Origin of the sequence: Mycobacterium sp. IS-836 (genome assembly GCF_001954275.1) — a bacterium.
Lineage (GTDB): Bacteria > Actinomycetota > Actinomycetes > Mycobacteriales > Mycobacteriaceae > Mycobacterium.
Window position 1 is genome coordinate 19,464 of the sequence record NZ_MBEU01000041.1, and the last position, 18,101, is coordinate 37,564.

An 18,101-nucleotide genomic window follows, 5' to 3' on the forward strand; every position below is an offset into this window, starting at 1 on the left:
ATCGCGGGACGACTCTAGCGTACTGGCCCGGCCGCACCCAACTAGAAGGACGGGGAGCGGGCAGGCGAGCACCCGGCCGCGTGAGGCAGGATGGAGCCATCGATCGTCGGGAAGGAACGCTTTGATCCGGTATGTCGTGGTGCTTGCGCTGGGTTACGTGCTGGGCTCGAAGGCCGGGCGCCGCCGATACGAGCAGATCGCCGGCACCTATCGGGCGCTGACCAGCAGCCCCGTCGCGAAGTCGATGATCGAAGGCGGCCGCCGCAAGATCGCCAATCGGATTTCGCCCGACGCCGGGTTTGTGACGCTGGCCGAGATCGACGACCAGACGGCGATCGTCGAACGCCCCGCCGAGCGACAGGCCGACGAGGCCCTCACACCGTCAGATCGTCGCCGCTAGCCTGCTCCAACAGGCTGCGTCGATAGGCCTCCATCGCGACCAGGTCGCCGAACAGCGCGTGATATTCGTCGCCCTGCTCGATGGGCGACATGCGCTGCAATTTCGACTTCACCTCGGCGATCTGCCGGCCCATCCACACCTCCTGCAGACGAGCCATCACCCCGCCGATATAGCGCGGCAGCTTCTCGTCGTCGACGGCGATGGCCTCCACCCCCAGCTCGTTGATGAGGCCGGCGGTCAGCTCCGAGGTGGTCCGCTGGCGCACCGCCTCGATCCACTGCGCCCCGGTGGCGCCCGTCGACGTACCGCCGGCGGCGTCGATGGCCGCGCGCACGGCCGCATACCCGGGATGGGTGAAGCTCTCGACCGTCAGCGTGTCGAACACCGGGCCGGCGAACGCCGGGTACTGCAACGCCGACTTGAGCGCCTCTCGCTGGGGCCACAGCGTCGGGTCACGCGGGTCGGGCCGGGCAGCGGGTTCGGCCGTGGCCCGAGGTTGCTGGGCGACGCGGCGGGGGGCATCGTGTCCCCGACCGCCCTGGGCCGGGGCCTTGGACTTCTTCGCCTCGCTCCGCACCCGGTCGATGACCTGCGCGACATCGTCCCAGCCGACCCAGCCCGCGAGTTGGCGGGCGTACTCGTCGCGCAGCGTGGGGTCCTTGATCCGGCCCACCATGGGGACGCAGCGGCGTAGCGCGGCGACCCGGCCCTCGGCGCTGTCCAGGTCCATCTCGGCGATCGCGCTGCGAATCGCGAACTCGAACAACGGGGTTCGCCGCGCGACCAGATCGCGCAGGGCGCCCTCGCCCGACTTCAGCCTCAGGTCACACGGATCCATGCCGTCCGGGGCGACCGCGACGAAGGACTGCCCGGCCAGGTTCTGCTCGCCGTCAAAAGCCTTGAGCGCGGCGGCCTTGCCGGCCTCGTCGCCGTCGAACACATAGATCAGTTCGCCGCGAAAGAAGCTGTCGTCCATCATCAATCGGCGCAGCATCGCCAGATGCTCGTCGCCGAACGCGGTGCCGCACGACGCCACCGCGGTGGTGACCCCGGACAGATGCATCGCCATCACGTCTGTGTAGCCCTCGACGACAACCGCCTGGTGCCCCTTGGCGATGTCGCGCTTGGCCAGATCGATGCCGAACATCACCGACGACTTCTTGTACAGCTGTGTCTCGGGGGTGTTGATGTACTTGGCTTCCATCGGGTCGTCGTCGAACAGCCGCCGGGCGCCGAAGCCGATCACCTCGCCGGCCGACGTGCGGATCGGCCAGAGCAGACGCCGGTGAAAACGATCCATCGGGCCACGGCGTCCCTCCCGGGACAGGCCGGCGGCCTCGAGCTCTTTGAACTCAAACCCCTTGCGCTGCAGGTGTTTTGTCAGCGTCTCCCAGCCCGACGGCGCGAATCCGCAGCCGAAACGACGGGCCGCTTCGGCGTCGAAGTTCCGCTCGGTCAGATACTGGCGGGCCGGGGCCGCCTCGTCGGACTCCAGGGCCGCGGCGTAGAACTCGGCCGCGGCGGCGTTGGCCGCGATCAGCCTGCTGCGGCTGCCACGATCGCGCTGCACGTTGGTGGCCGCAGCGCCGGTGTAGTTGATCGTGTGCCCGATCCGGTCGGCTAGTAGCTCGACGGCCTCGACAAAGCTGACGTGCTCGATCTTCTGGACGAACGCATACACGTCGCCGCCCTCGCCGCAGCCAAAGCAGTGGAAATGACCGTGATTCGGGCGCACATGAAACGACGGCGATTTCTCGTTGTGGAACGGGCACAGGCCCTTCAGCGAGTCGGCGCCGGCGCGCTTCAGCTGGACGTAGTCGCCGACGACATCCTCGATGCGGACCTTTTCGCGGATGGCGGCGATATCGCGATCGGAGATGCGGCCAGCCATCGGCCCAGTCTAAAGCCCCGGCGAGTCAGCTGGCGGGGCCGATGACGCCGCACGCGACCCGGTCCATGGCCATGTCGGTGCCGTCGGGGCCGTGCAGCATCAGCGCGGTCTTGTTGCCCGCCAGCAGCTGATCCCGGGTGAACCCATCGGTGGTGGTGACCAGGTAGCCGGAGCCGTCCTGGCGCACCTCGAGTGAGGTCAGATCGCCGCTTTCGGGTTTCCCGGTGTGCCCGGGTGCCTGGTAGTGACCGCCGGCGGACAGGAAATTCCCGGGCGCCCCGCCGCTGGGCGCAACCGAGTTCGGCTCGCACTTACCGATCTCGTGGACGTGCAGCCCGTGGAAACCGGGCGCCAGAATTCCGCCGGTGACGGTCTTGACGGTGACGGTGACGTAGCCGCCGGTGAAATCGAACGTCGCCGTGGCCACGGAGCGACCGTCGGGTGCGTTGAGTTGGGCGCTGAGCGACGCGCCGCCGGGCGACGGGCTGGCCGTCGTCGACGAATCCGGTGCACCGCTCTTGACGGGCGGCGTGGTGCCCGGCTGCGTGCTCGCTTGCTGAGGCGAATTGCATGCGCTGACGGCCATCACGGGCAGCGACAGCAGGGCGGCAACGGCGGTGAGTTTGGTCATATCGGGAGCCTAGCCCCCGAGGTATGGCTACGGACTGCCCTGCCGGGCGTCGACGCGTTCCAGCCGGCCTTCGGTGTAGGAGGCGATCTGGTCGACGACGGCCCGTAGCCGGGCGCCGTCGTCGGCGGCCGCGGTGAACGCCGAGGCGAAGACCGGATCGAGCGTTCCGGGTGCGCCGGCGTACAGCCACTGGGCCACCCGGTGGATGCGTTCGCGCTGCCGGGTCTGGGTCTCGAGGTGCCGCGGGTCGGACATGATGAACTGCAGCGCCAGGATTTTCAGCAAGGCCACCTCGGCGCGCACCAGGTCGGGCACCTGCAGGTCGGCTTGGTACCGCACGAGCGGCCCGGGCCCGGCCACCGCACGCGTGGTTGCGATCGCGGCCGAAGCGAACCGTCCCACCAGTTCACTGGTCAACCGCTTGAGCGCGACCGACGAGGCCAGTGTGGCGTCGTACTTGCCGACCGCGGCAACCACTGGCAGCGCGGACAGCCGTCGTGCTGCGGCCATGAAATCGTCGGCGCTCACCCGCGAGAATTCGCTCTCCCCCAGCTTGGCCAACGTGGCGGCCTCGTCGTCGTCGGCGAGCACGCGCAAATCGATGCGTTGCGACACCACACCGTCCTCGACGTCGTGCACCGAATAGGCGATGTCGTCGGCCCAGTCCATCACCTGTGCTTCCAGGCATGTCCGGTCCGCCGGCGCCTCCCGACGTACCCAGTCCGCCGGCTCGAGGTCCTCGGTGTAGAAGCCGAACTTGCCCCGGCCCTTGCTTCGTGTCCACGGATACTTGGTGACCGCGTCCAGGGACGCGCGAGTCAGGTTCAGGCCCACGCTGTGGCCTTGTGCGTCAAGCACTTTGGGTTCGAGGCTGGTCAGGATCCGGAAATTCTGCGCGTTGCCCTCGAAGCCGCCGTACTCGGCGGCGACCTCGTCGAGGGCGTGCTCACCGTTGTGACCGTAGGGCGGGTGTCCGATGTCGTGGGCCAAACCGGCGAGTTCGACGAGGTCGGGGTCGCAGCCCAGGCCGACGGCCATGCCACGGCCGATCTGCGCCACTTCCAGCGAGTGCGTCAGTCGGGTGCGCGGGGTGTCGCCTTCGCGGGGCCCGACGACCTGCGTCTTGTCGGCTAGCCGGCGCAGCGCGGCGCTGTGCAACACGCGGGCGCGATCCCGCGCGAAGTCGGTGCGGTGTTGTTGGCCTTCGGTACCCGGCAGACCCGCGGTCTTCGGCGCTTCGGGTACCCGTCGCTGACGGTCGAAGTCGTCGTAGGGGTCTTGCTGATTCGTGGTCACCGAGGCACAGTCTGCCAGTATGCGCACGGCTCGCCCGTTCTGTGTGATGGTGGCGATCCTCGCGGCTGGGCTGCTGCTGGCTCCATCGGCCGGCGCGCAACCGCCGTTTCCGCTGCCGGGGTATGTCACCGACAACGCCGCGGTCCTGTCCGACTCCGGTCGCGCCGCGGTGACGTCGGCCGCCGACAAGCTCTACGCCGATCGCCACATCCGGCTGTGGGTGGTCTACGTCCGCGACTTCTCCGGACAGAGCGCGGAGGACTGGGCGAAGCGAACCTATAGCGCCAGCGACCTTGGTGACTACGACGCGCTGCTGGCGGTGGCCACGACCGGCCGGGCATACGCCTTCCTGGTGCCGTCCGCGATCAGGACCATCAACGCGGGTCAGGTGGATAACCTGCGGCGCAACCGGATCGAACCCGCGCTGCACGCCGGCGACTGGAGCGGCGCGGGAGTCGCCGCGGCCGACGGGCTCGACACGACGCCCCGGTCGTCGGGCCGGGTCATCCTGCTGGTGTCGCTGGGCGTCGTCGCCATCGTGGTGGTGCTTCTGGTGTGGGTCACGCGATATCGCACCCGGCGCCGCCGCGCCGCCGCGCTGGCCGCGGCGCGGAAGGTCGACCCAACCGACGCGAATGCGTTGGCCACGGTGCCGCTGGAAGCCCTCGACGATCTGTCCCGGGCCATGTTGGTGGACGTCGACAACGCGCTGCGCACGAGCAGCAACGAACTCGCGCTCGCGGTCGACGAATTCGGCGCTCAGCGCACCGAACCGTTCACGCGGGCGGTGGACAACGCCAAAACCGCTCTGTCCCAAGGGTTCACCGTCCGTCAGCAGTTGGATGACGGCACACCGGAGACACCGGCCCAACGTCGCGAACTGCTCACTCGCGTGATCGTGTCGGCCGCACGCGCCGACCGTGAGCTGGAGTCACAGACCGAGGCGTTCGAGGAACTGCGCGATTTGGTGATCAACGCCGCATCGCGGCTCGACGCGCTGACCCAACAGGTCGTCGAGCTCACCGCCCGCATCGGCCCGGCCGAACGGCGGTTGGCCGACCTGCGCAACGAATTCGACCCTGCCGCACTGACTTCGGTTACCGGGAACGTGACGACCGCCAAGGAGCGGCTGGTGTTCGCCGACCGCAACATCGGGGCGGCCCGCGCTCTGGCCGACCGGCCCGTGAGCGGACAGCAGGGCGGCTTGGTGGACGCCTTCCGCGCCGCCGAATCGGCGCTCGGGCAGGCGCGGTCGCTGCTCGACGCGATCGACAGCGCGGCCGGCGACATCCGGCATGCCGTCGACGAGCTGCCGTCGGTCATGGCCGACATTCAAGCGGGCATCGAGCGCGCCAACGAGCAACTGCAAAGCCAGAACCCCAAGAGCGAGCTGCGCGCGGCGCGCGACGCGGCCATCAGCGCCGTCGACAGCGCGCGCGCCGGCACCGATCCACTGGGCGCGTTCGCCCGCCTGGGCAAGGCTGACGCCGAGCTCAACCGGGTCTTGGCCGCCCTGGCCGAGGAGCGGGCGAGCGCGGATCGCCTCAACCGATCACTCGAGCAGGCTTTGTTCACCGCGGAGTCGCGGGTGCGCGGCGTCTCCGAATACATCGACACCCGGCGCGGGAGCGTCGGGCCCGAGGCCCGGACCCGGCTGGCCGAAGCCAGACGGCACCTGGCCGCCGCACACGAGCAGGCGGCCGGTCCGGCCGAGGCGATCGCCCACGCCAATGCGGCGTCGACGCTGGCCGCCACCGCGCAGTCGTTGGCGAACGCCGATGTGCAGTCGGCACAGCGCGCCTATACCCGCCGCAGGGGCGACGACAGCGGCGCGCTGCTGGGCGGAATCATCGTCAGCGACCTGCTCACAGGCGCGATGAGGGGAGGATTCGGCGGATGGAGACCCACATCGTTCGGCGGCAGCGCACACTCATCGGGCGGCTTTATTGGTGGCGGCGGCCGATTCTAGGCGTGTTGGCCGTCAACCGGCCGCGGGAGAATGCGGCACCACACCCGTTTGCCGCGCCACCTTGAAGTGGGGTTCGGCCTCTTCGGCAGCCGGCTCGGCATTGCCGCCGTCGCTGACCTTGTGGTCGGCATCGGCGCCCTCTTCGGCTTTCGGAGCCCAGTGGTCGTAGTCGTCCGGCGGGACGGCCACGCCCCAACTCATCGGAACCGACAAGCGACCGAGCAGGCCCGACTCGCCACGTTGCGCCAACACCGCGTCGTTCGGCAGTGGGGACCCAAGAGGCAATAGCACGATGCCCCCTTTCGCACAAGCACTTTTATCGTAGGCCAGTCCCGAGCTCGATATCCGGAATTGACCGATCCCTATCCGACCCCGGTCCGGGGCACCACCGTGGGCCTCGTCGGCACCACATGCGGACTCGCCCGGTCCGTCTTGCCGGGCATACCGTTGACGCCCACGGGCATCGGCGACATCGGTGTCCCGGCCGCAGGAGCGACCTCGGCCGCCTCGGCCGCCGCGGCGCTCGGCAGCCCAGCACCCAGCCCGGCCGGCGCTGGGGTGGCCATGCGCATCGGCATCGACCCCGGCCATGTCGACGGCACCGATATCGCCCCCACCAACCGCGCATTACCCAACCCGGCGCCGACTGGCCCCAGGCCGGTAGCGGCGCCCAGCACATTCATTGGGGGAACACTCGAACCGACGAACTGGGGAACCGCAGCCATCCCGGTCGCCGCGGAACTGGCCAACCCCGCGCCGTTTGCGACCTGCGCCAGGCTCATCATCGGCGACGCAACCATGCTCGCCGGAACCATCCCCACCTGCGCCACCTGCGCTACCGACGCCAACGACGTCAGCGGCACCACCGACAACGTCGTCGGAAGCTGAGTCACGGCATTGATGAGCACGGCAGGAATGCCCGCTATGAAGGTCTGGACCTGGCCGGCCAATCCCGCCAACCCTCCGACCGGCAGCAGGCCCGACAACCAGGAGACGAACGAGGACAAGAACGAGGACAGGATGTTTCCCAACCCGGCGCCCAGCCCCGCCAGGCCCACCGGGGGTGCGCTGAACGATGGCAACGTGGCCGCCACCGACATCGCCCCGGCGTGGTACCCCGTCATCGCCGCCACATCCTGCGCCCACATCTCCAGGTACTCGAGCTCGGTCGCCGCGATCGCAGCGCTGTTCTGACCGAAAAAGTTCGTCGCGATCAGCAACAGCAACAGCGCCCGGTTCGCCGCCACTGCGGCCGGGGGGACCGTGCCCGCCTGCGCGGTCTCGAACGCCGCCGCGGCCGCGAAGGCCTGGGCGGACGCCGCCTCGGCTTGTGCCGCGGCCGCGTTCAGCCACGTCACATACGGCACCGCCGCTGCCGCCATCGACAACGACGCCGGACCTGTCCACGGTCCGCCGGTCAGCCCCGAAACGACCGAATCGAACGACGCCGCCGCCCCCGACAGATCCGCCGCCAACGCGTCCCAGGCCGTCGCCGACGCGAGCAGGGGCCCCGGACCCGCGCCAGCAAACATCAGCGCCGAGTTGATCTCCGGTGGCAACCAGGGGAAGAGCATCACAACACCCTCAACACGTCCACCGCATCAACGCCTTGCACACAGCTCGACACCCACCCGTGGCAACTAGACACATGTGAAACCCGCCACAGGTGATCGTAAAGCACTCCGCCGCCAGAATGGCTGGACTTTCGGCAATTAATTGCGGATTTAGCTGCCCTTGAGCCGCACAGCCAGGTAATCGGCAACGGCGTCCATCGCAATGCGCTCCTGTGTCATGTCGTCACGCGCGCGAACGGTGACGGCGTTGTCCTCGAGTGAGTCGAAATCCACCGTCACGCAGAAAGGCGTGCCGACCTCGTCCTGGCGGCGGTAACGGCGCCCGATGGCGCCCGCGTCATCGAAATCGATGTTCCAGTTTTTGCGCAATTCGGCGGCCAAGTCACGCGCCTTGGGGCTCAAGTCGGCGTGCCGAGACAGCGGCAGCACCGCGGCCTTGATCGGTGCCAGCCGCGGGTCCAGGCGCAGCACCGTCCGCTTGTCCATCCCGCCTTTGGCGTTCGGGGCTTCGTCCTCGGTGTAGGAGTCGATCAAGAACGCCATGAACGACCGGGTCAGCCCCGCGGCCGGTTCGATGACATACGGCGTGTACCGGGTATCGGTGACCTGGTCGTAGAAAGACAGATCGGCGCCGGAATGTTCTGCGTGCGTTGATAAGTCGAAGTCGGTTCGGTTGGCCACGCCTTCCAGCTCGCCCCACGGATTGCCGACGAATCCGAACTTGTATTCGATGTCGACGGTGCGATCGGAGTAATGCGACAACTTGTCCTTGGGGTGCTCGAATAGGCGCAGATTGTCCGGATTTATGCCGAGGTCGACATACCACTGCAGGCGGGTGTCGATCCAATATTGATGCCAGTCCGGCGCGGTCGACGGCTCGACGAAGAACTCCATCTCCATCTGCTCGAACTCGCGGGTGCGGAAGATGAAGTTGCCCGGGGTGATCTCGTTGCGAAAGCTCTTACCGATCTGACCGATGCCGAACGGCGGCTTGCGCCTGGCGGTGGTCACCACATTGGCAAAGTTGATGAAGATGCCCTGGGCGGTCTCGGGACGCAGATAGTGCAGCCCCTCCTCGGTCTCGATGGGCCCCAGATGCGTCTTGAGCATCATGTTGAACTCGCGGGGCTCGGTCCACTGGCCCTTGGTGCCGCAGTCCGGGCAGACGATCTCGGTCATCGGCACCGACTCGGGGTCGTCGACCCCCTTCTTCGCCGCGTAGGCCTCCTGCATGTGGTCCTGCCGGTGCCGGTGGTGGCAGTTCAGGCACTCGACCAGCGGGTCGTGGAACACCTCGACGTGGCCGGAGGCCACCCAGACCTGCCGCGGCAGGATGATCGACGAATCGATTCCGACGACGTCGTCGCGACCGGTGACCACCGACCGCCACCACTGCCGTTTGATGTTCTCTTTGAGTTCCACGCCCAGCGGCCCGTAGTCCCACGCCGATTTTGTGCCGCCGTAGATTTCACCCGAGGGGAAGACGAAGCCGCGCCGTTTGGCCAGGTTGACTACGGTGTCGATGACGGACGCCACGGGGTGGTGCACTCCCTTTCCGGGTCGGGCGGACGCGTGCGGCGATCGAACGCCGCGCGCAAAACATCAGTCATGGTATCGACCAGCCCCGCGGTCTTTGACATGCATCATCATGCATGTGACAGTGGAGGAAGCCTATCGCCCTTCCACCGGCAGGCGCTCCTACGACCCGAGACCTCTCGAGGTGATGATTCTCCCATGGTGATGTCCTCCTCAACGCCGACGGCGGCCGACGGCTCGTCGTCGACCGCGGATCTCGGCGCGGTTGCCCATGGGCACACCGACTTCGGCGATTACCCCGTGCCGCCGCCGCGGGAGATCCTCGACGCCGCCGGCGAGCTGCTGCGTGCGCTGGCCGCACCGGTGCGGATCGCGATCGTGCTGCAATTGCGCCAATCCCAGCGCTGCGTCCACGAACTGGTCGACGCGCTGGGGGTGCCGCAGCCGCTGGTGAGCCAGCATCTGAAAATCCTCAAAGCGGCGGGCGTGGTCGCCGGGGAGCGATCCGGCCGCGAAGTGCTCTACCGCCTCGCCGACCACCACCTCGCGCACATCGTCGTCGATGCGGTTGCGCACGCGAGCGAGGACACGCAGTGACGGGAGCGACCGTTCGGTCCACCCGCCAGCGGGCGGCGATTTCCACGCTGTTGGAGACGCTCGACGAATTCCGATCGGCCCAGGAGCTGCACGACGAGCTGCGCCGCCGCGGCGAAAACATCGGGCTGACCACCGTGTACCGGACACTGCAGTCGATGGCGGCGGCGGGACTGGTCGACACGCTGCGCACCGACACCGGCGAGTCCGTCTACCGCAGGTGCTCGGAGCATCATCACCATCACCTGGTCTGCCGCGGCTGTGGTACCACCGTCGAGGTGGGCGACCACGAGGTCGAGGAGTGGGCCGCGCAGGTGGCCGCCAAGCATGGTTTCTCCGAGGTCAGCCACACCATCGAAATCTTCGGCACCTGCTCGGAGTGCCGCTCCTAAAAAAGTTCGGCAAAAAAGTGTCCGCCACGCGTCCGCCGCGTGCTCCTACCCATGAGCGGCCCACGGGCCGAGACATCACCTCAAGGGAAGTGAGCACACGATGCGGAACCAGCTATCGCCCCACTTGCGGCCGGTGCGCGACGTCGAGACGCCGTCACTGCAGTTCCGGACGATCCATGGCTACCGCCGCGCCTTCCGGATCGCGGGGTCGGGACCGGCGCTGCTGCTCATCCACGGCGTCGGCGACAAATCCGCGTCGTGGGGGCCGGTGCACGCCAAGCTTGCGCAACGGTTCACGGTCATCGCGCCGGACCTGCTGGGCCACGGCGAGTCCGACAAGCCGCGCGCCGACTACTCGTTGGCGGCCTTCGCGAACGGCATGCGCGACCTGCTCGCCGTGCTTGGTATCGACCGCGTCACCGTCGTCGGCCATTCGTTCGGTGGCGGCGTCGCGGCGCAATTCGCCTATCAGTATCCCCAGCTGGTGGAGCGCATCGTGCTGGTGAGTGCCGGCGGCGTCGCGCAGGACGTGAGCTTCGCGCTGCGGTTGGCGGCGAGCCCGATGGGCAGCGAGGCGCTGGCGATGGTGCGCTTGCCGGGCGCGCTGCCCGTCATGCGAGTCGTTGGCCGCGCCATTCAAACCCTGTTGGGTTCCACCAAATTCGGGCGCGACGCCGTCGATACCGTGAACCTGCTCGAGGGCTTCCAGGACCCCGCCGCGCTGGCGGCGTTCGCACGCACCCTGCGATCGGTGGTGGACAGCCGCGGCCAGTTCGTCACCATGCTGGATCGCAGCTACCTCATGCAAACCGTTCCGGTGCAGATCATTTGGGGCGAAGACGACTTGATCATCCCGGTGGACCATGCCCACACGGCCCACGCGGCGATGCCCGGTTCGCGCCTGGAGATTTTCGAAAAGTCCGGACACCAGCCGCATCACGACCATCCCGACCGCTTCGTCGAGGTTGTCGAACGGTTCATCGACACGACCCGGCCGGCGTACCACGACCAAGAACTGCTGGGCACGCTGCTGCGGAGCGGCGCTTTCGAAGATGTCGCGCCCACCGCAGCGGCGGTGTCCTAGGACGTCAGCGAGCGCCGTATCTCGGCGCCGGTATCCAACACGAGCAAGATCAGGGTGCGCAGGGCGTCGTCGGCCAAGCCCGCACCGGGAAAGTTGTACCGCAGCATCACATCCGCGGTCTTCGCCGCGCCCTTGCCGGAGTTGCGCTGCACCGCCTTGTCGCTGACCTTCTCGACGAGGGTCACGGTGCCGAAGTTGCTTTCGTGCGCCTGCTTGGCCACCAGATCGCTGACCTTCTTGGTCAACGGCAGGTCCCATACCAGGATCTGGGTCAGCGACACCAGGTCGAGGCCCTCGGCGATGTTCACCACCCGAAGCGACGCGAAGGTGCCGCCGTGGTGCACCGTCAATGCGCCGTCGGCTTCGTCCTCGACGGGCAGCACGTCGCGGAGGATGGACGCCAGGCGCTCCTGCAGTGATGGCATTACGCGCTCCCGAACCGTCTGTTGCGTTCCGCGTATTCCTCGCAGGCCGCCCACAAGTCGCGGCGGTCATAATCGGGCCACAGCTTGTCTTGAAAGATGTACTCCGCGTAGGCGGCCTGCCACAACATGAAATTGCTGGACCGCTGTTCCCCCGAAGTGCGCAGGAAAAGATCGACATCGGGGATGTCGGGCCGCTGCATGTGACGCGCGATCGTCGCCTCGCTGATCCGCTCGGGGTTCAGCCTGCCCGCCTGCACGAGGCGTGCTATTTCCCTTGTCGCATCGGCGATTTCGGCGCGGCCGCCGTAGTTCACACAGTAGTTGACCGTGATGACGTCGTTGCCGCGCGTCATCGCCTCCGCGATCTCCAATTCGTTGATGACGCTGCGCCACAGCCGTGGCCGCGAACCTACCCAGCGGATCCGCACCCCGATCGTGTTGAGGTTCACGCGGCGCATGCGCACCACGTCGCGGTTGAATCCCATCAGGAAGCGGACTTCCTCGGGGGAACGCTTCCAGTTTTCGGTGGAGAAGGCGTACAGGCTGAGCCATTTGATGCCGAGTTCGATTGCACCGCAGACGATGTCGATCACGACGGCCTCGCCCGCCTTATGGCCGTCGGTGCGGTTCAGCCCGCGTTGGGTTGCCCAGCGGCCGTTGCCGTCCATCACGATGGCGACGTGATTGGGCAATCGGTCGGCCTCGATCCTCGGCGCGGCCGCCTTCGAGACGTGCTGCGGTGGCCGGCACGGGCCGCCGTCGGCGGCGGGTGGCAGCTCCGGGAAGACAACCGGCCATGTCGACTTGTCGGGAAAGGTCGGGTAGTCGTGGGGCGCGGGGGGCAGCTGCGGGAAGTCGCTGAACTTGTGCTTGCGCTCGGCCGTTCGCCGGGACCCGGTGACCCGGTACTTAACCACAGGCCTCATCCTGCCCGATCAGCGCCGCGCGCCGTTCGGCGATCTGCCTGTCGATTTGATAGTTGCGCTCCACCAGCGGCAACGTTTTGAGCTGCCGCTCCAGATGCCATTGCAGGTGCGCGGCGACCAATCCGCTGGCATAGCTTCGGTGGGATTGCGGCGCCGCCTGGGCGGCCTCCCAATCGCCGTCGTGCAGCGCGGACATCAGGTCCAGGACGCCCAGCGGCGGTGTGGTGGCACCGGCCGGGCGGCACTGCGGGCAAATGCTGCCTCCGGCGGCGATGTGAAATGCCCGATGCGGGCCCGGGGTGGCGCACCGGGCGCACTCGGTCAGCGCCGGTGCCCACCCGGCGATGCCCATGGCACGCAGCAGATAGGCGTCCAAAAGCAGGTCACGGGGGCGGTGCCCGTCGGCCACCGCCCGCAGCGCGCTCACGGTTAGCCGGTGCAGGGCCGGGGCGGGGGCCCGTTCCTCACCGGCGAGGCGTTCGGCGGTTTCCAGCATCGCGCATCCGCAGGTGTATCGGCCGTAGTCGCTGACGATGTCGGTGGCGAACGCGTCGATGGAAACGACCTGGGTGACGATGTCGAGGTTGCGCCCTGGGTGCAGCTGCGCATCGATGTGCGCGAAGGGCTCCAGCCGTGCGCCGAATTTGCTGCGGGTGCGCCGCACTCCCTTGGCCACCGCGCGAACCAGCCCGTGATCGCGTGTCAATAGGGTCACGATCCGGTCGGCTTCGCCGAGCTTGTGCTGGCGCAGCACAACAGCCCGGTCTCGATACAGCAGCATCACAATAGTTTTGCACCCCGCCGCGACATTGCGGGGATCCGCGCCGTTAGTCTCGTACCCCGTGGTCGGCGCTTCTGAGTCCGTTTCCGGGTCCGCTTACGGGTCCCGCAGCCAGCGCCTGCCCACGCTGACCGACCTGCTCTATCAGCTTGCCAGCCGCTCGGTGACGTCGGTCACATTGGTGCGCCGCGCCCTGCACGCCATCGATCTCAGTCAGTCCACCCTGAACGCGTTCCGCGTGGTCCTCACCGAGTCGGCGCTGGCCGACGCCGCCGAGGCCGATCGGCGGCGGGCCGCCGGCGACACCGCGCCATTGCTGGGCATCCCGATCGCGGTGAAGGACGACGTCGACGTTGCCGGGGTGCCGACCGCCTTCGGCACCGAGGGGTATGTCCCGCCGGCCACCCAGGACGCCGAGGTGGTGCGCCGCCTGAAGGCGGCCGGCGCGGTGATCGTCGGCAAGACGAACACCTGTGAACTGGGCCAGTGGCCGTTCACCAGCGGACCCGGGTTCGGACACACCCGCAACCCCTGGTCGCGGCGGCACACCCCGGGCGGGTCGTCCGGCGGCAGCGCAGCCGCGGTGGCCGCGGGACTCGTCACCGCAGCCATCGGCTCCGACGGCGCCGGCAGTATCCGGATCCCCGCCGCGTGGACCCACCTGGTGGGCATCAAGCCGCAGCGCGGCCGGATCTCCACCTGGCCGTTGCCGGAGGCATTCAACGGCATCACGGTCAACGGCGTGCTGGCACGCACCGTGGCCGATGCCGCGCTGGTGCTCGATGCCGCGTCCGGGAACGTCGACGGCGACCGGCACAAGCCGCCCCCGATCAAGGCGTCGGACTACGTCGGGATCGCACCGGGTCCGCTGAACATCGCGGTGTCAACCCGGTTCCCTTACACCGCTTTTCGGCCCAAGTTGCACCCCGACATCCTGGCCGCGACCCGGAGTGTGGCCAGGCAACTCGAGCTGCTGGGCCACAGCGTGCAGACCGGCAACCCGGACTACGGGCTGCGGTTGTCGTGGGACTTCCTCGCCCGCTCCACCGCGGGCCTTCGGGATTGGGAAGAACGGCTGGGCGACGGCGTCAACTGGGACCCCCGCACCCTGGCCAACATGCGGATGGGCCATGTGCTGGGGCAGGCGATCCTGCGCAGCGCGCGCCTCCATGAGGCCGCGGCCCAGCGCCGGGTGGGCTCAATCTTCGACATCGTCGACGTGGTGCTGGCACCGACGACCGCGCAGCCGCCCCCGTTGGCCCGCGCGTTCGACCGGTTGAGCGGCTGGGGCACGGACCGCGCCATGATCGCGGCGTGCCCGCTGACCTGGCCGTGGAACGTGCTGGGCTGGCCGTCGATCAACGTGCCCGCGGGGTTCACCTCCGACGGCCTGCCGATCGGTGTGCAGCTGATGGGCCCGGCCAACAGCGAGGGCATGCTGATCTCGCTGGCGGCCGAGCTGGAGGCCGTCTGCGGATGGGCGAGCAAGCAACCCACGGTCTGGTGGCAGCACGGGCCGCCGTCACGCGATTGAGCGGCGCTAAAACCCAAGCCGGCCAAGCTGTTTGGGGTCGCTCTGCCAGTTCTTGGCGACCTTGACCCGCAGGTCGAGATAGATCTTCGTCCCGAGCAGCTTCTCGATCTGAGCGCGCGCCGCGGTGCCCACCTCCCGCAACCGGGCGCCGCCCTTGCCGATGACAATGCCCTTTTGGCTGTCCCGCTCGACGTAGAGCAGCGCGTGCACGTCGATCAGGTCGTCACGATCCTCGCGGGGGTTGACCTCGTCGATCACCACGGCCAACGAATGCGGTAGCTCATCGCGAACTCCCTCGAGGGCGGCCTCTCGGATCAGCTCGGCCATCAGAACCTCTTCGGGTTCGTCGGTCAATTCCCCGTCGGGGTAGTAGGCCGGGCCGACCGGTAGCGCGGCGGCCAGCACGTCGGTCAGGACGTCGACCTGGGCGCCGGTCGCCGCCGACACCGGGACGATCTCGGCCGAACCGTCGACCAGTTCGCTGACCGCGACGAGCTGCGCGGCCACCCGGTCCCTGGGCACTTTGTCGATCTTGGTGACGATGACGACGAGCGTGGTCTTCGGCGCGACCGAACGAATCTGCTCGACGATCCAGCGATCTCCCGGGCCGATCCCCTCGTCGGCCGGGATGCACAGCCCGATGACGTCTACCTCGGCGTAGGTCTCGCGGACCAGGTCGTTGAGCCGCTTGCCCAGCAGCGTGCGCGGCCGATGCAAGCCGGGAGTGTCGACCAGAACGATCTGAAAGCTCGCCCGGTGCACGATGCCGCGAATGGTGTGGCGGGTGGTCTGCGGCCGCTTCGAGGTGATCGCCACCTTGGTGCCGACCAGAGCGTTCGTCAGCGTCGACTTGCCGGTGTTCGGCCTGCCGACCAAACACACGAAACCGGAATGGAATTCAGTCATGGGCGAGCGCGCGCCGTCACAACACGTTCCCGTCGCGGTCGGTGAGGATGACCACCGCCGTCGGGGACAATTCGCGGACCGTGGCGATGCCGGGATCGTCGGCGGACGCGGCCACCAGCACCGCGGCCTCCAGGCCGGTCGCCCCGCTGGATGCCGCGGCGGCCACCGCGGCCTGCAGACCGGTCAGCCGCAACGTCGACAAGCTCACCGGCGCGGCCGCGTATGTGCGGCCATCGACGTCGCGCACGGCGGCGGCGCCATCAGCCTCGGCGCGGGCCATCGCGGCCCGCGCCAACACCACCAGCTTGGCGTCCTCGTCGTCCAGCCGTTCAGCCATCCTGTTCGCCTTCCTGCTCGACGGGTTCGGCCGGGCTCAGCAGAACGGTGCCGATCCGGACCCGTCCGCGATGATCGGGTCCCCCCTCGGCGCGCAGCCGCAGGCCATGTGTGACGACCTCGGCGCCCGGCAGCGGAACCCGGCCCAATTCCAGCGCCAGCAGGCCGCCCACGGTATCAACGTCGAGATCGTCGTCGAATTCCAGATCGTAGAGTTCGCCGACGTCCTCGATCGGCAACCGCGCGGAAACCCGAAACCGCTTGTCCCCCAGGTCTTCTATCGGCGCTGTTTCTTCCTGGTCGTACTCGTCGGCGATCTCCCCGACGATTTCTTCCAGCACGTCTTCGATGCTGACCAAGCCGGCGATGGCGCCGTACTCGTCGACGAGCAGCGCCATGTGGTTGCGGTCGCGCTGCATTTCCCGCAGCAGCGCATCCAGCGGCTTGGAGTCCGGCACGAATACCGCGGGGCGCATCACCTGCGAGACTTTGGTGTCCCGTCCGCCGTCGGCCGACAAGAACGTCTGTTGGACAAGATCTTTCAGGTACACGACGCCGACGATGTCGTCGACGTTCTCACCGATCACCGGTATGCGGGAATGCCCGCTACGGACCGCCAGGTTCGTAGCTTGGCTGGCGAATTTGTCACTTTCGATCCAGATCATTTCGGTCCGCGGCACCATCACCTCACGCGCCGGGGTGTCACCGAGTTCGAAGACCGACTGGATCATCCGGCGTTCGTCGGCGGCCACCACACCGCGCTGCTGGGCGAGGTCGACGACCTCCCGCAGTTCGATCTCCGACGCGAACGGCCCGTTGCGCAGCCCGCGACCCGGGGTCAGCGCGTTACCCAAGACCACCAGCAGCCGGCTGAGCGGCATCAGCAGCCACGAGAGTGCTTGCAGCGGAAGGGCCGTCGCCAACGAAATGGAATACGCGTTCTGGCGGCCGAGGGTGCGCGGACCCACCCCGATGACGACGAAACTGGTCACCACCATCGTGGTAGCCGCGCCGAAAAGCGCCCACTTGATGCCGAAGTTGTCGTAGAGGAATACCACCAGAAGTACGGTCGCGGTGATCTCACAGATGATCCGCAGCAGCACCACCAGATTGATGTAGCGCGGCCGCTCGGACATCACCCTGAAAAGCGCGACCGCGCCGGGCCGCTCGTCGCGCACCAGCTCCTGCACCCGGGCCAGCGATACCGTGCTAATCGCTGCGTCAATTGCGGCGAAAAGGCCCCCCAGCGCGATCAGCGCGATCGCGCCGAACAGCTGAGACAAACCGGTCAATTGTCGAAATACCTTGACTTGTCCAGCAACCGGCGGTCACGCTCCTCCTGGCGGTCCTGCTGGTAGGCCTCGACCTGTTCGGCGACCCACTCTTCGAGTAGCCGCTCCTGCAAGGCGAACATCTCTTTTTCTTCGTCATGTTCGGCGTGGTCGTAGCCGAGTAGGTGCAGCACACCGTGGATGGTCAGCAGCGCCAACTCGTGTCCGAGGCTGTGTCCCGCCGCGGCCGCCTGCTCGGCGGCGAACTCCGGGCACAGCACGATGTCGCCCAGCATCGACGGCCCCGGCTCGGGCGCATCGGGCCGGCCGCCGGGCTCGAGCTCGTCCATCGGGAAGCTCATCACGTCGGTTGGACCGGGCAGGTCCATCCAGCGCATGTGCAGGTCGGCCATCGCCGCGGTGTCCAACAGCACCATCGACAGCTCGGCGCTGGGGTTGACGTCCATCTTGGCGATGACGAATCGTGCGACGCTGACCAATTCCGCTTCGGAGACGTCGATGCCCGACTCGTTGGATACCTCGATGCTCATGGCA

19 protein-coding genes are annotated in these 18,101 nt (G+C 67.9%); 6 read left to right on the forward strand and 13 right to left on the reverse strand.

Translation table 11 applies throughout. The features are described from left to right. Nucleotides 1-121: 121 nt before the first annotated feature. On the forward strand, nucleotides 122-400 hold the full coding sequence (locus tag A5747_RS11985; protein WP_076124353.1) for a hypothetical protein: 279 nt from the start codon (nucleotides 122-124) through the stop codon (nucleotides 398-400). Here A5747_RS11985 and dnaG read toward each other — a convergent pair. The 3 genes from dnaG to A5747_RS12000 are packed head-to-tail and all read right to left on the reverse strand — an operon-like array spanning nucleotide 375 to nucleotide 4,218. Next, on the reverse strand, nucleotides 375-2,291 hold the full coding sequence (gene dnaG / locus A5747_RS11990; protein ID WP_076124355.1) for a DNA primase: 1,917 nt from the start codon (nucleotides 2,289-2,291) through the stop codon (nucleotides 375-377). The two genes, A5747_RS11985 and dnaG, sit on opposite strands and share 26 nt — an antisense overlap. A gap of 25 nt (nucleotides 2,292-2,316) precedes the next feature. Next, nucleotides 2,317-2,922: a superoxide dismutase family protein gene (locus tag A5747_RS11995; RefSeq protein WP_076124358.1), complete on the reverse strand. Its 606-nt coding sequence runs from the start codon at nucleotides 2,920-2,922 to the stop codon at nucleotides 2,317-2,319. Nucleotides 2,923-2,949: 27 nt separating this feature from the next. Continuing rightward, on the reverse strand, nucleotides 2,950-4,218 hold the full coding sequence (locus tag A5747_RS12000; protein ID WP_076124360.1) for a deoxyguanosinetriphosphate triphosphohydrolase: 1,269 nt from the start codon (nucleotides 4,216-4,218) through the stop codon (nucleotides 2,950-2,952). A 19-nt stretch (nucleotides 4,219-4,237) separates the two neighbouring features. Between A5747_RS12000 and A5747_RS12005 the strand changes: the two genes are divergently transcribed. Further along, nucleotides 4,238-6,187: a TPM domain-containing protein gene (locus A5747_RS12005; protein WP_076124363.1), complete on the forward strand. Its 1,950-nt coding sequence runs from the start codon at nucleotides 4,238-4,240 to the stop codon at nucleotides 6,185-6,187. Between the two features lie 12 nt (nucleotides 6,188-6,199). Here A5747_RS12005 and A5747_RS12010 read toward each other — a convergent pair whose 3' ends face one another. From A5747_RS12010 to A5747_RS12020, 3 genes are all read right to left on the reverse strand, one after another. Next, entirely contained in the window at nucleotides 6,200-6,478 is a 279-nt protein-coding gene (locus A5747_RS12010; RefSeq protein ID WP_083700363.1) for a hypothetical protein, read from the reverse strand. A 71-nt stretch (nucleotides 6,479-6,549) separates the two neighbouring features. After that, nucleotides 6,550-7,761, reverse strand: coding sequence for a PPE family protein (locus A5747_RS12015; RefSeq protein WP_076124365.1), 1,212 nt, complete (start codon nucleotides 7,759-7,761; stop codon nucleotides 6,550-6,552). 150 nt (nucleotides 7,762-7,911) lie between these two features. Then, on the reverse strand, nucleotides 7,912-9,309 hold the full coding sequence (locus A5747_RS12020; RefSeq protein WP_198938174.1) for a glycine--tRNA ligase: 1,398 nt from the start codon (nucleotides 9,307-9,309) through the stop codon (nucleotides 7,912-7,914). A 186-nt stretch (nucleotides 9,310-9,495) separates the two neighbouring features. Here A5747_RS12020 and A5747_RS12025 point away from each other — a divergent pair, with 186 nt between their 5' ends. The 3 genes from A5747_RS12025 (at nucleotide 9,496) to A5747_RS12035 (ending at nucleotide 11,367) form a co-directional block, all read left to right on the forward strand. After that, nucleotides 9,496-9,894, forward strand: coding sequence for a metalloregulator ArsR/SmtB family transcription factor (locus A5747_RS12025; protein WP_076124367.1), 399 nt, complete (start codon nucleotides 9,496-9,498; stop codon nucleotides 9,892-9,894). Beyond that, nucleotides 9,891-10,283, forward strand: a complete 393-nt coding sequence (locus A5747_RS12030) for a Fur family transcriptional regulator (RefSeq protein ID WP_076064677.1) — start codon at nucleotides 9,891-9,893, stop codon at nucleotides 10,281-10,283. Before A5747_RS12025 ends, A5747_RS12030 begins: the two co-directional genes overlap by 4 nt. Nucleotides 10,284-10,383: 100 nt before the next feature. Further along, on the forward strand, nucleotides 10,384-11,367 hold the full coding sequence (locus tag A5747_RS12035; protein ID WP_076064676.1) for an alpha/beta fold hydrolase: 984 nt from the start codon (nucleotides 10,384-10,386) through the stop codon (nucleotides 11,365-11,367). Here A5747_RS12035 and A5747_RS12040 read toward each other — a convergent pair. Genes A5747_RS12040 through recO form a run of 3 tightly spaced genes read right to left on the reverse strand, consistent with a single transcriptional unit; the run spans nucleotide 11,364 to nucleotide 13,499 of the window. Next, the gene (locus tag A5747_RS12040) at nucleotides 11,364-11,792 is read right to left on the reverse strand and encodes a hypothetical protein (protein ID WP_076124370.1); all 429 of its coding nucleotides are present in this window, start codon (nucleotides 11,790-11,792) and stop codon (nucleotides 11,364-11,366) included. The genes A5747_RS12035 and A5747_RS12040 overlap by 4 nt on opposite strands. Further along, nucleotides 11,792-12,709, reverse strand: coding sequence for a decaprenyl diphosphate synthase (locus A5747_RS12045; protein ID WP_139333394.1), 918 nt, complete (start codon nucleotides 12,707-12,709; stop codon nucleotides 11,792-11,794). The genes A5747_RS12040 and A5747_RS12045 overlap by 1 nt, the downstream gene beginning before the upstream one ends. Beyond that, the gene (gene recO / locus A5747_RS12050) at nucleotides 12,702-13,499 is read right to left on the reverse strand and encodes a DNA repair protein RecO (RefSeq protein WP_076124375.1); all 798 of its coding nucleotides are present in this window, start codon (nucleotides 13,497-13,499) and stop codon (nucleotides 12,702-12,704) included. The genes A5747_RS12045 and recO overlap by 8 nt, the downstream gene beginning before the upstream one ends. A gap of 61 nt (nucleotides 13,500-13,560) precedes the next feature. Here recO and A5747_RS12055 point away from each other — a divergent pair, with 61 nt between their 5' ends. Then, on the forward strand, nucleotides 13,561-15,033 hold the full coding sequence (locus A5747_RS12055; RefSeq protein WP_076124377.1) for an amidase: 1,473 nt from the start codon (nucleotides 13,561-13,563) through the stop codon (nucleotides 15,031-15,033). A 6-nt stretch (nucleotides 15,034-15,039) separates the two neighbouring features. Here A5747_RS12055 and era read toward each other — a convergent pair whose 3' ends face one another. The 4 genes from era to ybeY are packed head-to-tail and all read right to left on the reverse strand — an operon-like array spanning nucleotide 15,040 to nucleotide 18,097. Continuing rightward, the gene (gene era / locus A5747_RS12060; RefSeq protein WP_076124380.1) at nucleotides 15,040-15,939 is read right to left on the reverse strand and encodes a GTPase Era; all 900 of its coding nucleotides are present in this window, start codon (nucleotides 15,937-15,939) and stop codon (nucleotides 15,040-15,042) included. A 16-nt stretch (nucleotides 15,940-15,955) separates the two neighbouring features. Then, complete coding sequence (locus A5747_RS12065; RefSeq protein WP_076124383.1) at nucleotides 15,956-16,276, reverse strand: cytidine deaminase; 321 nt, start codon at nucleotides 16,274-16,276, stop codon at nucleotides 15,956-15,958. Beyond that, entirely contained in the window at nucleotides 16,269-17,567 is a 1,299-nt protein-coding gene (locus tag A5747_RS12070) for a hemolysin family protein (protein ID WP_076124385.1), read from the reverse strand. Before A5747_RS12070 ends, A5747_RS12065 begins: the two co-directional genes overlap by 8 nt. Then, nucleotides 17,564-18,097, reverse strand: coding sequence for an rRNA maturation RNase YbeY (gene ybeY, locus A5747_RS12075; RefSeq protein WP_076064668.1), 534 nt, complete (start codon nucleotides 18,095-18,097; stop codon nucleotides 17,564-17,566). Before ybeY ends, A5747_RS12070 begins: the two co-directional genes overlap by 4 nt. Nucleotides 18,098-18,101 lie beyond the last annotated feature (4 nt).

Bases quoted from the DNA above. Each gene is read 5' to 3' on its own strand.
- A5747_RS12065 (WP_076124383.1), bottom strand. From the start codon at position 16,276: ATGGCTGAACGGCTGGACGACGAGGACGCCAAGCTGGTGGTGTTGGCG.
- A5747_RS12005 (WP_076124363.1), top strand. From the start codon at position 4,238: ATGCGCACGGCTCGCCCGTTCTGTGTGATGGTGGCGATCCTCGCGGCT.
- A5747_RS12015 (WP_076124365.1), bottom strand. From the start codon at position 7,761: ATGCTCTTCCCCTGGTTGCCACCGGAGATCAACTCGGCGCTGATGTTT.
- era (WP_076124380.1), bottom strand. From the start codon at position 15,939: ATGACTGAATTCCATTCCGGTTTCGTGTGTTTGGTCGGCAGGCCGAAC.
- A5747_RS11995 (WP_076124358.1), bottom strand. From the start codon at position 2,922: ATGACCAAACTCACCGCCGTTGCCGCCCTGCTGTCGCTGCCCGTGATG.
- A5747_RS12040 (WP_076124370.1), bottom strand. From the start codon at position 11,792: ATGCCATCACTGCAGGAGCGCCTGGCGTCCATCCTCCGCGACGTGCTG.
- A5747_RS12025 (WP_076124367.1), top strand. From the start codon at position 9,496: ATGGTGATGTCCTCCTCAACGCCGACGGCGGCCGACGGCTCGTCGTCG.
- ybeY (WP_076064668.1), bottom strand. From the start codon at position 18,097: ATGAGCATCGAGGTATCCAACGAGTCGGGCATCGACGTCTCCGAAGCG.
- A5747_RS12035 (WP_076064676.1), top strand. From the start codon at position 10,384: ATGCGGAACCAGCTATCGCCCCACTTGCGGCCGGTGCGCGACGTCGAG.
- recO (WP_076124375.1), bottom strand. From the start codon at position 13,499: ATGCTGCTGTATCGAGACCGGGCTGTTGTGCTGCGCCAGCACAAGCTC.
- dnaG (WP_076124355.1), bottom strand. From the start codon at position 2,291: ATGGCTGGCCGCATCTCCGATCGCGATATCGCCGCCATCCGCGAAAAG.